Below are 14,141 nucleotides of genomic sequence, written 5' to 3' on the forward strand. Positions count from 1 at the left end.
AAGTTGCCGAAGGAGCTTCGTCGATCGCTCGCCTGTACCAACATCGCCGAGAACATGATGGGCACCATTCGCCGCGTCACGCGCAACGTCAAACGCTGGCGGGATGCCGGTATGGCCTTGCGATGGGTCGCGGCCGGCATGATCGAGGCCAACAAGGGCTTCCGACGATTGAAGGCGCATAAGCAATTGTCGGTTCTGCGTGCGGCTCTTCAAGCTCGCCACAATCGCATGACGATCAACCCCGTTGCCCACGTCACGAGGGCCGCGTAACATTCATTCCGGCAACGTCGGCCCGACCTAGTTCAACAGCGATCGGGACATCCCCCGATTCTGGAAAACTGCACGTTAGCGCCGATCTGGGTTCGCAAGATCCCGCGCAAGGAGGCGGAGGAACTAGCGATGCATTACCTGCGCCGGGTCAAGATTCCCGAACAGGCCAACAAGTATCCTGGCCAATTGTCCGGCGGTCAGCAGCAGCGCGTCGCGATAGCTCGTTCTCTCTGCATGAAGCCGCGCATCATGCTGTTTGACGAGCCAACCTCGGCGCTCGATCCGGAGATGGTCAAGGAGGTATTGGACACGATGGTCGGCCTGGCGGAAGAGGGGATGACCATGTTGTGCGTCACTCACGAAATGGGGTTCGCGCGTAAGGTGGCTAACCGTGTCATCTTCATGGATTCTGGCCAGATTGTCGAACAGAACACGCCAGCCGAATTCTTCGGAAACCCACAGCACGATCGGACAAAACTGTTCCTTGGTCAGATTTTGCACTGAGGCGGAGCCTCCGTGCGTGCCGCAGTGTGCCGCGACGAGATGGCCGGAGGGAAAGGCACGGACAAGCACTTTCACGACTATCGAGCGCGCAACCTTTTGGCGCGTTTGTTGACAGCTTCGTCTCATATGATGTGACGATGATCTGAAGAGCAGAAGAGAAGAGGAGAATGCATGTTAGACTGGCTGAAGTATCGCGCTGCCGTGAAATCGCGGGTTGGTGACTTGTCCAAGCTCACGCCGGAAACTGTCAAGGGATATCTAGCTCTAAGCAATTCCGGCGACAAAGCGCAGCATCTCGACGCCAAGACGCGCGAGTTGATCTCACTTGCGGTTGCGGTAACCACTCGCTGTGATGGCTGCATCGCCGGCCACGTTGAGGCTGCAGTGAAGCACGGCGTGTCGAAGGCTGAGATTGCCGAGGCGCTGGGCGTTGCGATTGCGATGAATGCGGGCGCGGCGCTGGTCTACACGGCCCGCACCCTGGATTGCTTCGATCAGATGTCCGGTACGAGCGCTACAGCGTAATCAACGTTTCTCCCTGACTGGCTGAACTGTCGCCCGGTTGGAGGCTATCCAACCGGGCGTTGCATTCCGTTGAAGCGCTTCGGGATGCCGGTAGATATGGCGGGGGCTGCACTGTATCTCGCCTCACCGCTGGCGTCCTATGTTGTGGGCCAAACGATCATCGTAGACGGAGGATTCGTGCTTTAAGCCGACCGCTCGTCTACCAAGTAATAACGTCGCTTCGCCGACCAGACACAACATCCAAAGGAGGCGAGCGGCTATCATTGGTCTCATCGAAGGGCCTGCGCGAGAAAGTCTCGCAGTGCTCTGATACGCGGCAAATTCGCTTTGTAGCTCGGCCACACCAAGAATATCGGTACGGGTGCCAGTACTGCAGCGACTGCCGGAGGCGGGCACCATAGACAATCTCACGCTGGCGAAGCTCGGCATCATCTACTGAGAACCCAGCGAAGTCGGAGCAGAATTTCGTGACTTTCCCGGTATGCTTGGACGATGGCGGGAGCCACACGGGCATCGCCATCGTCGGGAAATGGGTGGCCGCTGGATTTGAAAGCTATTTTCAGATCAAGGGATGCAACTTCCTGGCTTAACCGATTTTGGTGAAATTCCGGTTGGTAGTTTACTTTTTCTCGGTCCTCGACCGTGCGCGCGCGTCAGCGGCGACGCGCCTAAAGCCTTCGTAATTGAGGGCCGACGTTACTCTGTAGTCGCCCACGATGTAGGCGGGCGTTGCCATCAGGCCGAGGGAGTCCGCCTGCGCGAGGTTACGTCTCAGAAGCTTTGTAATGTCGTCGCCATGAGCTTGCAGATCGCTGTCGAGACGATCCATGTCGACACCCGATTTGGCAATGGCCTCGCGCATCCGCTCCGCCGGATTTTTTCCTCCGGGAAGTCCCATCATCGCGAAATGGGCCGCGTCGTACCGGTCCTGATATTTCGCTGCCAGCGCCCACTGCGCGCCCTTGATCGAGTCCGGCGTCAGGATCGGCCAATCCTTGTAGACCAGACGAATCTTACCATCCGTCTTGACCAACTTTTCCAGCATCGGCTCCGACTGCTTGCAGTAGGGACAGTTGTAGTCGAAGAAGACAACGATGTTCAGGTCGCCCTTGGGATTACCGGTCGTCGGCGCGGCAGGATCGTACAAAATCGCTTCGCGCGATACGTCGGCTTCAGTGGGGCCGTCGTCGGCTCGCGCGGGGCCGACGAGATGGCGTATGCCGGCGGCGGCGATGATCTGAGCGAGCATCCGTCGTGAGATGTTCGGCGACATGATAGATTCCTCTCTGTTGTTGGATCGGCGATCAGTCGACCGAAGCTACGGACGACAGCTTGGCGAGGAGTGCGTCGGCATCGATGGCGCCAACGATTTTGGTGGTGGGATCCTTCTCTCCCTGGGTGCCGAACAGCAGGATGGTCGGCGGCCCCACGATCTCGAAGCGCTTCATCAGGGCCCGACTCGTGTCGTCGACTGCAGTCACGTCGGCGCGCACCATCCGAAACCCCTGCAGCCGCTCGCGGACCTCCGGCCTGCGGAGTACCGCATCCATCAACCGGCATTCGACGCACCAATCGGCCGAGAAGTCGAGCATGACTGGTTTTCCATCACTGCGCGCCGCGGCGAGTTCGTGATCCAGCGCGGCAATAGATCGGATTGTCCGGACGGAAGTTTCGGACCCCGGCTCTCGCTCTACGAAGCGATCGAGTATGTGCGTGGCGCTGAGATCCTCGTTGCCTGCCGAGCCGATCAGGAGAACCGAGCCGACCAGTAGTGCGAAGCTTGCCAGGCCCATCGACACGAACCTCCACCGGCGGTGCGCCATCAGGAACTGCGCTCCGAAGTAAACGGCGATCGCGGACGCGAGGGTCCCCCATAGCCGCAGAGTGGTCTGCTGCGGCAGCACCCGCGAGAAGATCGATATCGCGACGCCGAGTAGAATGAAACCGAAGGCGTGGCGGACGCGGACCAGCCACGGACCGGGTTTTGGCAGGAAGCCGGGACCGAGTGCGCCGAAGATCAGGAGCGGCAAGCCCATGCCGACGCCGAATAGGAACAGCGCGGACATGCCTCTCGCAATGTTGCCGGTACGTGCGACGTAGAGCAGGGCCGTGGCCAGCGGAGGTGTCACGCAGGGACCAGCGATCAGCGCCGAACCGAAGCCGAGCAGGGCGGCGGCCGCCAGCGGTCCGCGACGTCCACCCGATGCGGCTCCAGTGATCCGATCAACGAACGTAGCCGGGAGCTGGATCTCGAAGAGTCCGAACATCGAAAGCGAGAGAACGACAAGGACTGCACTCATCACGCCGAGAGCGACCGGGGTTTGCAGCAGGATTTGCAGGTTCTCTCCGGATCCGGACCAGGCGGAGAATGCACCAAGCATCGAATAGGCCGACGCAGACGCGCCGACGAAAGTTGCCGCAAGCGCAATGCCGCGCCCGGGCGAGAGACGATCCTGCGAGCGCGCCATCAGGCCGAAGAAGATCGGCACCAGCGGAAAGGTGCAGGGCGAGAACGAGAGCAGCGCGCCGAAGCCGAAGAACGACGCCAGCATGCCGCCGAGCGCGACCCAATAGGAGATATCCCACCCGGAAGATTGCGCCGCCCTCGTCGAACCGGTATCGACGGGCTCCCCCGTGACGTCCTGAGGAGGATCCAAAAACGGCGTCGACGAACCGGCCGAGGCCGCGCTGGCGCGATCTCTAACTGTCAACGTTTGCAGATCGATTGTCTTGACGACAGGAGGGTAGCAGATCTGGTATTGCTCCGCGCAGCCCTGATAGGTCAGTGCGATTTCCTGCAGCCCCGTTAGACTGTTTGCCGATATTTCAGCCGTCGCGGCGCCCCTGTAGATCTCCTGTGGGCCGAAATCCGGATCGTCCTTGGGTTCTCCTTTGGGCGTACGAACAGCGATCGGCGTGGCGGGCGATGCCGGGTTCTTGGCGCCGATCATCGTCCGGTAAAGGTAGCTTCCTGGTCCGATCGTCCAGCCCAGTTGCAGCCCGGTGGCGTCACGCGAGACCTTTAGGACGAAGGCCTGGTCCGGGGAAGGTGGAGTTCCGGCCCAAGCCGACGATAGCGACGACAGGAGCACGAGGAGTATGATCGACAATTCTTGGATGCCCGGCATTTTGAGTGGCGGCCCTGCAGTTGGTGAGCGAATGCCGCGCTCTGATGCGGCTACCTTAAGCCAGCCTTAAGGCTGGCGGCCGACAGGAGCCGCCGGAGGTAACGATGCGAATCCTAGTGGTCGAAGACGATCCGATCCTGTCCAATGGTCTGCGGGCCGGCCTGTTGCTGACGGGCGCCACAGTGGATACGGTGGCGACGTGCGAGGACGCCGACGCAGCGATTGCGTCGTCGCGTTACTCGGCGATCGTGCTCGACATCATGTTGCCGGATGGAAGCGGTCTCGATGTTTTGCGCAGGCTACGAAGCCGAAACGACGCCACGCCTGTCCTCCTTCTCACCGCTCGCGATAGCGTCGGCGACAAGGTTTTGGGTCTGGATTCCGGAGCGGACGACTACCTGGCCAAGCCATTCGATCTCGACGAGCTTGGCGCGCGCCTGCGTGCCATCGTCCGGAGGGAGGGCGGTCGCGCGGCGCCGACGCTGACGCATGGTTCCATCGTTCTCTCGCCCGCAGATCTTTCGGCGACCGTCGACGGCGCGCCGATGAGCCTGTCGCGCCGCGAGTTTGCGATCCTATCCGCGTTGATGGAGCGGCCCGGCCAGGTACGCTCGCGCGCCGAACTTGAGGAACGACTCTACGGCTGGCAGGAAGACGTCGAGAGCAACGCCGTCGAGGTGCACATTCACAATCTTCGCAACAAGATCGGCAAGGACGCGATCCAGACGCTGCGGGGCGTCGGCTACCGGATGGGAGCGGCCCGATGAGATCGCTGAGACTCAGACTTTTCGCGATTCTCATCGCTGCGACCGGCATCGTCTGGTTGGCCGCGGTGATCTGGATCTACGTCGGGAGCCGCGGTGAGGTCGAGCAAGTTCTCGATACACGCCTCCAGGAGGCCGCGCGCATGGTGGCATCACTAGCATCGGGCTTCGAGAGTCTTCCCGGAAAGTCTGCGCCTGCCGCGATTGCTCAACTCGGTAGCTATGAACGGCAACTGTCGTGTCAGATCTGGTCGTTGGACGGCCGCATGGTTGCCAAGTCGAGCGGCGCGCCCGATCAGCAGCTGTCTTCCTCGGCGGTCGGCTTCTCCGATCGGACTATCGATGGCGAGACATGGCGCGTCTTCAGCGTCGAAGACGCCGGCCACAATCTCCGTGTCATGGTGGGCGACCGGCTGTCGCTGCGCGAACGCCTGGTGACCGATATCATCAAGGGCCTGATGTGGCCGGCTTTGTTGATCGCGCCGCTGCTTGGCGCGGCGATTTGGGCAAGCGTAGGGCAGGGCCTGCGTCCGCTGAAGCGCATGGCGCAAGATCTGGGGGCCCGCGAGCCAGACGACATGCGGCAGGTCGAAACCGACCGCGAGCCGGTCGAGGTCAGACCACTTGCCATGGCTCTGAACGGGCTATTCAGTCGCGTGGAAGCCGCTCGCCGGCACGAACGCGAGGTGACGGCCTTCGCCGCGCATGAACTGCGGACACCGCTGGCGGGATTGAAGACACAAGCCCAGGTGGCGCTGGCCGCCGAGGATCCGAAGGTGGTGCGCGGCGCGCTGGAGCAAATCGTCGCAGCCGTGGACAGGAGTACGCGTTTGGTGCGTCAACTGCTGACGATCGCTAAACTTGACGCCGACGTCGCGGATGCGCCGCGCAGCCGTGTGCAGATCGGATCGCTTTTATCAGAGATCGTCTCGACGACGCCGACGAACGTTAAGACGATCGTCTCGATCGATGCGAGCGCACGCGACATGGTTCTTGAGACGAATGCCGATTGTCTCCAGCTCGCCCTGCGAAATCTTCACGAAAACGCGGTCCAACACACGCGGGAGGGCCGCATTGTATGGACATCCCGATCGAACACCCTTCTCATAGAAGACGAGGGACCGGGGATCGCAGCGGACGAAATCGACAAGCTCGGCAGCCGCTTCTTCCGCGGCCGGTCGAGAAGCCCCGTCGGCAGCGGTCTAGGACTTGCGATCGTCAAGCTTGCTCTGGCGAAGATCGGCGCGGAAGTCACCATCTCGAACCGCACGGACCGCAGCGGCGTAAGGTCCGAGCTGACATTTCCCGTGCGAGCTTAAGCCGATCCGTTTGACGATCCTGGGGTTCTTGTCCTAGTCAACGCGACGTGGCGTACGCGCTGCTTGAACGGCGATGGTCGTTGTGATCGATACTAGCAGCGCGCACTCAACCTCAGTCGCGACCGTGGAAGTGCATTGCCTGAATCGTTCGATCCCACGCGCCTGATCTAGCCGTGTCCGCGAACGCCGAGCGGATTTTCGGCCAAGTCGACCGGTGCGATCTCGCAAGGATTTCGGCCATGCCAGCAGGACGCGTCAACGAGGCGTACCGGACTGAAACGGGTTGCGGGATCGCGCGAATCGGCGCGCGAATGACGATCCAGAAGAGGCCGCCATGACGCCGATCCCGAGTCGTTAATCAGGGGTAAATGGCCGGAAAGATTTGGTCCGCAGCCGATTTTGCGACTCAGGCAATGTCTCGACCAGCTCTTGGAACACAGGACGGTCGCGATGTCGGATTGCAACGCGAATGAGTCCTGCTCAGCCGGCGGAAGGCTCATAGCCTATCTCGTTGTTACGGGCGCCACGCTCGCGAGCATGGCGCTGTTGCTTTTCCGGGCGCTGCCCACCTTGCTTCGAAACTGTGGCTGACAGGTTTGCGCGAGACGGCCCTTGCTTGTCCCGCCAGCGAGACTCACCCTAAGCAATCAGACAAACTTATTTTCGAGACTGGATTCTCCATAGGCGAAAATGCTGAAGCAAGAAGAGCTCGCCCCTTAGCCGCCTATTCTCGCGACAAAGACTCCTCCACGATGAAGGCGTCGGATCATCACGTCGCGGGGGCCGCTTGCATTCGGCATGCGCCGGATCGTTGTCGCTCCGCGCGCCGAGGTGGGCGTGCAGATCATGACCTTGGAGTCGCTGGTCGCGGCGCGGGCCTGATCGCAGGGGATCCTTAACTGAACAGTGACGGATCCCAGGCTTGCCGGCGATCCAACATCTCAAAAGCGCAAGCTGTTCGCGCGTGAAGGCGCAAAGGTCATCATCGCCGGCCGGGATCAGGCGACGCTCGATACGAGGGCGCAAAGCATCGGGAAAGGCGCCGACGCAATCCACGGCGATATCTGCACGATGTCCACGTTCACTCGTCGGGTTGGTCCACGCCATCCATTTATGTATGCCGGCATAGGAAATTAGGTGATTGCTATTCTGTCCGTCCAAGGCAAAAGGAGCGCCAGAAATGAGGAAAACGAATCAAGCTCCATAAATAGTGCGGTTCGCATCGGGCACGCCAAAGGACGAATAGGAGACGAAATATGGGTAAACTAGGCGGTAAGGTCGCTGTCATCACCGGCGGCAGCGATGGAATGGGACTGGCAACAGCCAAGCTGTTCGCACGCGAGGGCGCGAAGGTCATCATCACCGGGCGCGATCAGGCGAGGCTCGATGCCGCGGCGCAGAGCATCGGAAATGGCGCCGACGCGATCGGCTGCGATATTTCGAAGATGGCGGACATTGAAGCACTGCGTGCGTTTGTCGAGAGAAAGCACGGCCGTGTCGACATCATCTTTGCGAACGCCGGTGCGGCGCGACCGAACATGTTTGAATACATGTCGGAGGAAGAATTCGATTTCACGATCGCCTGTACCTTCAAGGGAACCTACTTCACGGTCCAGAAGCTCCTGCCGCTCATGACATCCGGCGGCTCGATCGTCCTCAACACCACGACCCTGACCACGAAGGGCATGCCCTATGTCAGCGTCTATTCGGCGGGCAAAGCTGCCATTCGCTCGCTGGCACGCTCGCTCACGGTGGAACTCATCGACAAGGGCATACGAGTGAACGCCATGGCGCCCGGCTACATCGACACTGACCAGGCGCGCAAATCGGGTGTGAGCGAGGAGATGATCCAGCAGACCAAGACCCAGGTGCATGCCCAAATTCCGATGCACCGCAGCGGCACCGTCGATGAGATCGCAAAAGCCGTCCTGTTCCTGGCCTCCGATGACTCATCCTATCTGACAGGCAGCGAACTCTGCGTCGACGGCGGCTGGAACCAAGTCTGATAGTTTCTGCGACCAAGCATAACAAGGTCATTCGCTCCATTCGAGGCGGATGACCTTGCGGAATGGATTTGACTATCGCTCATTAGAATAGGCGTATGATCGCATGTCTGAAGAATCTGTGCTGAAATCCGGGAAAACCACTCTTTGGGTTCTGCGTGGCCTCATGGCCGTTGTTTTCATTGCTACTGGTGCGATGAAACTGTTTGCAACGCCCATGATGATTGAAGATTTCAACTATCTGGGCCTGGGCCTCTGGTTTATGTATTTCACTGGGGCTTTGGAGGTTATCGGTGGGGTTGGTGTTCTAGTGCCGCGTTTCTCTCCGTGGGCCGCCCTACTGCTGCTGGTGCCGATCGATATCGCAGCCTTCGTCCTGCAGTTGACGGTCTTTCATCACGACTGGATTCATCCAATCGTCTTCGGCCTGATCCTTTTTGGGATCATATATTTACAAAGGAGCGCTCTCCGCTCGAAGGCGAGCTGATCGGAGAGAACGATCCCTAAGCGTCGATGACTCGTCCTATCTAACAGGCACCGAACTCTGCGTTGACGGCGGCTGCCGACATCGCGAATAGCTCAACGGTAGCGCTTGAGCTGCTCCAGCTAGACTGCGCTCCGAAGCCAGTCTGAATCTCAGCTTCTCAAATGAGCGATTGAAGGCCGCGCAAGTAGGATATCTGACGCTACCTCCATTGCTTCTCCTCCAGAGTCCACGTTGAAGCAGGCAATGGACCATCTTTTGCAAACGCGTCGACGACGTTCGACAACAACCGCGAGATGTTGTTGTCGAAGTTGGCGTAGGGCAGGGCTTGGCCGAAGGCGATCGACCCGGTTGAGAACATGGCACCTCCGTTTGTCGATGTGAAGAAAACCATGTCGGCGCGGATGCGATAGTCGTAGGTACCCATGAGCCCCGGGTAGGGATAGAGAACCTCCTCCACGACCGTTTGGTAATTATCTGTGTGGCCGCCCGAAGATGCCACGATGAGAGAGTGTGGCGGCGTCCCCAAGGCAAGATCGTAGATCGATCTCGATGCCGCCGGCCGCACCGTGCGCCAGCCCGAAATCGCCAAGGATTTCGCCTTCAATGCCTTCGAACATCCAATCGACCCGACGCCTCTGATTGATTGGGCTTACGCTAGGCAACTCGTGTCGCACTGCACGGACAAGGCAGTGGCTCGTTCGAATTCACTAGCGACTTCGCCGTGGCGCCACGAGCAACTCGTTCTTCGAGTTCATTGCTGGCGTCACCATTCAGGGTTTCTTCGTGCCTTGGTTCTTCCTCAAATCAGCGAATTCTTGCCTGAGCAGGTCTAGGACGGTTCTGACCTTGGGGAGATCCGCCATGCGCTTGTGGCAGATGATCGCGAGTTCTGCGCGGAGCGAGGCTGGAAGCTCGAGCTTGAGCTCCACGAGCTCGCCCGGTCGCTTAAGCCGATGGGACGTCTTCAGAAGGATCATCGCACCGACGCCGGCCTGGCAGGCCGCGACCTGCACGCTGTAATCGTCCGATGTGAAGGCGGGACGAAAGTCTGGAATCCTGGCCGCGAGCTCCGGATTTGGGCTCGTCATCTCACGCTCTCCCGCCCATGCAATCCAGTCGAGGTCGCGGAAACCGTATTTCCCGGGCAATCTCCGTGCGTAGTCCCTGCTCGCGTAGACGCCGATCGGCACGACAACTTCATCGACTGTGATCAGATCAGGATCATCTGACGGGTATCTCCTGAGCGCGATGTCCGCCTCGCCGAGCGAGAGATTTAGGCGTTGCGTGCTGGCCAGAACCTCGAGGGTGATCTGTGGATGCTTTCTCTTGAGCTTTTCCGAGATCGGAGCCAGGAAATCGAAGGCGAAAGATGGTACCGCCGCGATGCGTACGCGGCCGCTCACGGGTGAGTTCTTCGCATCGAGTGAACGACTGGCTTCCGTCGCCCATTGCGCCATGCCCTGGGCTGCGGGAAGCAGCCTCGTTGCGGTTTTCGTCAAGGTGATGCCCTGGTTCTTGCGGACGAAAAGCGGCTCGCCGAGCCCGTACTCCATCTCTGCAATCCTCCGGCTCAACGTGGGTTGGCTCACCTTGAGGCGCCGTGCGGCGCCGCTCAGGCTCCCGGCGTCGCAAACGGCGAGAAAGATCCGGAGGTCATCCCATTGTAGTTCCACTTCTCACTCCTCAGGCTCATTCGCGGCCATCCATTGCTGTATGGCGACATAGGAAGTTAGGCGATTGCTATTCTACCCGTCCAGGGCAAAAGGGGCGCCAGAAATGAGGAAAAAAATCATGCTCCGCAAATCGGGTCTCTTTTTCATTGGCGCCCTTGCCATCGCCGCACTTCCCGCGTGCACGCAAACCTCGCATCCGGGGAAGCCTGCCGATCTCGGCAAGCCAATCAGCTCGGCGGCCATGGAAGCCTTGATCGATCAGCCCGGACCGATTGAGCTCAAGACGGTCGTCGGCGCGGATTGGATTGCCGATCTTTCGGGACTGCTCAATCTGAACGATCCGAAAGCCGTTCAGGCCGGATTCAAGGATCACGAGGAGCCGATCAAGGTCTATACGCATGTGGTGCGGCATCCGACGAAGGGATTTTTCCTGGTCGATACCGGTGTTTCAAAGCGGCTGGTGGAGGATCCCGCGAGCGTAGGGGTCGGCTGGGTGCTGAGAAAATTTGCGAAGATCCAAAGGATGCAGGTCCGGCAAGACACATTGTCGGTCATTCAATCGGAAGGCGCGCCGCTCAAGGGTGTCTTCATGACTCATCTCCATCTCGATCATATCTCCGGGATGCCGGACGTTCCGAAGGACATTCCGATCTACACGGGTCCCGGTGAGCCCGAATATTCAAGCGTTGTGCACATGGTCGTTCAGGGGACGGAGGACAGCCTCCTTGAAGGAAGGCCCCCACTTCGGGAGTTCCAGTTCTCGAAAGATCCAGATAGCAAATTCGAAGGGGTGATCGACGTGTTCGGTGATGGTTCATTGTTTGCGATCCAGACCCCGGGACATACTCCGGGCCATGTCTCTTATCTCGCTCGCACGCCAACAGGTCCGGTGCTCCTGACGGGCGACACTGCCCACACGCGTTGGGGTTGGGAGAACGACGTCGAGCCTGGGACTTACACGGACAACCGGGAAAGCGAGAGGAAGAGTTTGCTCGCGTTGAAGGCCTTGAGCGAACGCCACCCGAAGATGATTGTGAAACTCGGTCATCAACCGTAGTTCCACGCCTGATTGAATCAGTCCAATTCATCAGCGTTCATGAACCTGAGACCAGACGCTCAGGCGGCAGGAAACGATTGCGGTCGAGTGGCCAGACACGAGCGTTTGCCCACCGATCGTAAAACGCGCCTTTGCACGATCCGGGGATCGGGCGCATTTCCAACACGCGCGATGCCCATCGTTGAAAAGGGGGACGGTGCTCGGTGAAATCCGCCATATCGTCGCTGCCAGCGCTCAGGGACCGCGTTATGACGCGACCCAAACCGACGAACAACGGAGGGGATTCGGCAACCCTGATCCTACTGTGTCGTGCGCATCATACGGTCGTACATGCCGATCTTGAATTGTACACGGTCGCCCGGTTGTCGAAAGTGAAAGCCGATTACGAAAGGAGTAAGACGGTGGTCCCCGACCAGCAGGCAAGCGATAGAGCCTTGCTCATCGACGATAATTCCGTGCGCAACCACGATCAATCAGGCGGGCTGACACCGCAGACGATGAACGCCGGCACCATCAAGTTTGCCGGCAGCGCGAGCGGTCCGTGCTTCTTGTAGAGACCTTCCACAGTAGAGTTATCGAGATGCGCAAGCTGCAGCTCGACGACATCGCCATCCCATGCTTTGGCGTCCTTGATATCTTCGTGGTGAGAGAGGGTCGAGAAGGTGGTCCGGAAACCGCGAAGAGCGTGAAGTCCCACCGCAGGGATCGAGCTCGCACGGCAATTGGTCGTTACTCGCCGCCGTATCGTTCATACGATTACTGCGATTGTAGTCGCTTCATGTCGGCAACGGCGGCACGAGACTCCCGAAACGAGCTTGGGCATCCATCACGGGCAGCCGCAAGTTCTTTTTGGGCCGAGATTGAGTCCTTGGCCTTGAGCTGAACTATTCCACTGTAATAGTGCGCCTCGCAGATTTGATCTGCATTTTTGGCCACAGCCAAGGCTGCGGCGGGAGTGATCCGACCGACAAGCAGCTCTCCGATGGATTTGGGCCAATCCTTGAGTTGACCTTTGTCGAGCGCAGCGGACAGCACAATGTCAGCGTCGGCAGATCCTCCCTGAGTCCGAGCCACCGATCCCCAAATCAGAGTGTAGCCCTCCGGATCGGAGAATCCCGCCGCCCGGTCATAGCCCGAGGCAGCATCTTTGAAATTGCCTCTCAGATAGTACGCATCTGCCCGGGCAGCGTAATAGTCCGCCGCGACGCGATTTGCCTCTGGACGATCTACGCCTTGGTCATTGGTGAAGGCGGTGTTCTTGTCGGCGCCGAGCTTGATGGCGTCGGAGAAATCCTGGATCGCTTCGTCCAGCCTGTTCTCAGACAAATAGATTTGTCCGCGACTGAACCGGCTTGCGGCACTGGAAGGATCGAGATTGATGGCTTCGGTCAACGACGCAATTGCGCGGGTAAGGTCGCCCTTTTTGAAAAAGGTAAGCCCCAGTTCGTGATGAGCGTAATTGTTCTTTGGGTTGAGTCTGACTGCCTCCGAGAGGTCGGCTTGGGCCGCATCGATATTACCAAGCGCATAGTTTCCAAAGCCACGTTTCAGCAAAGCCATGGATCGCGCACCGGGCGGCAATCCAGCGTCCTGCGAGAGATTGGTGCAGGCAGCGATCATCCGCGGTACGTCGGCGCTATCTTGACAGGTTCTTAAGTCTTGCGGATCGACCGCGGAGGCGCCCACCGTCGAGAGGACGACAGAGGCGGTTGTAAGGATCGCTTTGTAGCCGCGGCGTAAGCTTGGAGTTGAAGTTGCAAACATTTTCGTCCCCTCGCGCGACATCTAGCCAATGATTACGACAATGGTGGTGTGTCCACCAAAAACTGGCCGATGGGCGACCTGGTCAACATGGCACAGGAGCAGCAAGTGCTTTCCATCAATAGCGAGCGCGACCTGTCCTGGCCACTACCTTATAGCGATTTCAAGGCGTCTTTCTACCTGGCATTTGGCAGAGGGGGAAATTACGTTGACGGCGCACTCAACTCAGGCTTGCGCCGGGATGAAACGGCGGAAGTTTCCTTGCCTTCTGCGAACTCCTTTTGGCTGGCCAAAGGTGGCGCCTCGCTAGTGGCTCGTCACAGTGGTTTTGACGGTTTGATACCGAGCCAATCTAGGATCGGCAAGTTTTCTGGTGGCACGAGGATTTCGATGCTTCTGGGGGCACCGGCTTGACGGCGAATGAGGCCGTTGCGTTCGAGCGTGACAATCATCTGATGGACTGAGGGCGGGCTGACGCCGAAGTGGCGCTGCATATCGGTTTCGGCAGGCGGCCGTCCGAACATGTACGAGTAGGTATAGATGAAGGCCAGGTAGTGGCCCTGCTTTTCAGTAAAGTGCGCGGCGCCTGATTTTTGACTCATCGATCGATTCGTCCCGGGCCTCCGACAGGGAGGCGACGATGAATGTAC

At 59.3% G+C, this 14,141-nt stretch carries 14 protein-coding genes and 3 pseudogenes; 10 read left to right on the forward strand and 7 right to left on the reverse strand.

The annotated features are described in order from the left end of the window. From K289_RS46880 to K289_RS49695, 4 genes and pseudogenes are all read left to right on the forward strand, one after another. A pseudogene (locus K289_RS46880) lies at positions 1–270 on the forward strand (IS256 family transposase); the annotation flags it as partial. 48 nt (positions 271–318) lie between these two features. Then, a pseudogene (locus tag K289_RS46885) lies at positions 319–774 on the forward strand (amino acid ABC transporter ATP-binding protein); the annotation flags it as partial. A gap of 171 nt (positions 775–945) precedes the next feature. Continuing rightward, on the forward strand, positions 946–1,299 hold the full coding sequence (locus K289_RS0138715) for a carboxymuconolactone decarboxylase family protein (RefSeq protein WP_027556269.1): 354 nt from the start codon (positions 946–948) through the stop codon (positions 1,297–1,299). Between the two features lie 63 nt (positions 1,300–1,362). After that, positions 1,363–1,485 (forward strand): annotated as a pseudogene (locus K289_RS49695) (SDR family oxidoreductase); the annotation flags it as partial. A gap of 433 nt (positions 1,486–1,918) precedes the next feature. Here the strand turns inward: K289_RS49695 and K289_RS0138725 are convergent. Together K289_RS0138725 and dsbD are read right to left on the reverse strand one after the other, a co-directional pair. Continuing rightward, complete coding sequence (locus K289_RS0138725) at positions 1,919–2,572, reverse strand: DsbA family protein (RefSeq protein ID WP_084788918.1); 654 nt, start codon at positions 2,570–2,572, stop codon at positions 1,919–1,921. Positions 2,573–2,603: 31 nt separating this feature from the next. Then, positions 2,604–4,427 (reverse strand): protein-disulfide reductase DsbD, encoded by a 1,824-nt coding sequence (gene dsbD, locus K289_RS0138730; RefSeq protein ID WP_027556271.1) that lies wholly within the window; start codon positions 4,425–4,427, stop codon positions 2,604–2,606. Positions 4,428–4,531: 104 nt separating this feature from the next. Between dsbD and K289_RS0138735 the strand changes: the two genes are divergently transcribed. The 5 genes from K289_RS0138735 (at position 4,532) to K289_RS46895 (ending at position 9,000) form a co-directional block, all read left to right on the forward strand. After that, positions 4,532–5,194, forward strand: a complete 663-nt coding sequence (locus tag K289_RS0138735) for a response regulator (RefSeq protein WP_027556272.1) — start codon at positions 4,532–4,534, stop codon at positions 5,192–5,194. Continuing rightward, a complete protein-coding gene (locus K289_RS0138740) occupies positions 5,191–6,510 on the forward strand; it encodes an ATP-binding protein (protein ID WP_027556273.1) in 1,320 nt (439 codons plus the stop codon). Before K289_RS0138735 ends, K289_RS0138740 begins: the two co-directional genes overlap by 4 nt. 906 nt (positions 6,511–7,416) lie before the next feature. After that, positions 7,417–7,647 carry a hypothetical protein gene (locus K289_RS52675; RefSeq protein ID WP_027556274.1) on the forward strand — a complete coding sequence of 77 codons (231 nt, stop codon included), beginning with the start codon at positions 7,417–7,419 and terminating at the stop codon, positions 7,645–7,647. Positions 7,648–7,766: 119 nt separating this feature from the next. Beyond that, a complete protein-coding gene (locus K289_RS0138755; protein ID WP_027556275.1) occupies positions 7,767–8,516 on the forward strand; it encodes an SDR family oxidoreductase in 750 nt (249 codons plus the stop codon). 103 nt (positions 8,517–8,619) lie between these two features. After that, positions 8,620–9,000 carry a DoxX family protein gene (locus tag K289_RS46895; protein ID WP_084788919.1) on the forward strand — a complete coding sequence of 127 codons (381 nt, stop codon included), beginning with the start codon at positions 8,620–8,622 and terminating at the stop codon, positions 8,998–9,000. A 199-nt stretch (positions 9,001–9,199) separates the two neighbouring features. Here the strand turns inward: K289_RS46895 and K289_RS0138765 are convergent, their stop codons facing one another. Then, positions 9,200–9,604: a N,N-dimethylformamidase beta subunit family domain-containing protein gene (locus tag K289_RS0138765; protein ID WP_027556276.1), complete on the reverse strand. Its 405-nt coding sequence runs from the start codon at positions 9,602–9,604 to the stop codon at positions 9,200–9,202. A 166-nt stretch (positions 9,605–9,770) separates the two neighbouring features. Further along, positions 9,771–10,673 (reverse strand): LysR family transcriptional regulator, encoded by a 903-nt coding sequence (locus K289_RS0138770; protein WP_027556277.1) that lies wholly within the window; start codon positions 10,671–10,673, stop codon positions 9,771–9,773. Positions 10,674–10,791: 118 nt separating this feature from the next. Between K289_RS0138770 and K289_RS0138775 the strand changes: the two genes are divergently transcribed. Then, positions 10,792–11,730, forward strand: a complete 939-nt coding sequence (locus tag K289_RS0138775; protein ID WP_084788920.1) for an MBL fold metallo-hydrolase — start codon at positions 10,792–10,794, stop codon at positions 11,728–11,730. Between the two features lie 469 nt (positions 11,731–12,199). Here the strand turns inward: K289_RS0138775 and K289_RS0138785 are convergent, their stop codons facing one another. The 3 genes from K289_RS0138785 to K289_RS0138795 all read right to left on the reverse strand — a co-directional run bounded on the left by K289_RS0138785 (position 12,200) and on the right by K289_RS0138795 (position 14,093). After that, a complete protein-coding gene (locus tag K289_RS0138785) occupies positions 12,200–12,427 on the reverse strand; it encodes a hypothetical protein (protein WP_027556279.1) in 228 nt (75 codons plus the stop codon). Between the two features lie 59 nt (positions 12,428–12,486). Next, positions 12,487–13,494, reverse strand: coding sequence for a tetratricopeptide repeat protein (locus K289_RS0138790; RefSeq protein ID WP_198024873.1), 1,008 nt, complete (start codon positions 13,492–13,494; stop codon positions 12,487–12,489). 314 nt (positions 13,495–13,808) lie between these two features. Beyond that, positions 13,809–14,093: a LexA family transcriptional regulator gene (locus K289_RS0138795; protein WP_027555782.1), complete on the reverse strand. Its 285-nt coding sequence runs from the start codon at positions 14,091–14,093 to the stop codon at positions 13,809–13,811. Positions 14,094–14,141: the final 48 nt, after the last annotated feature.

The organism is Bradyrhizobium sp. Cp5.3 (assembly GCF_000426265.1).
Lineage (GTDB): Bacteria > Pseudomonadota > Alphaproteobacteria > Rhizobiales > Xanthobacteraceae > Bradyrhizobium > Bradyrhizobium neotropicale.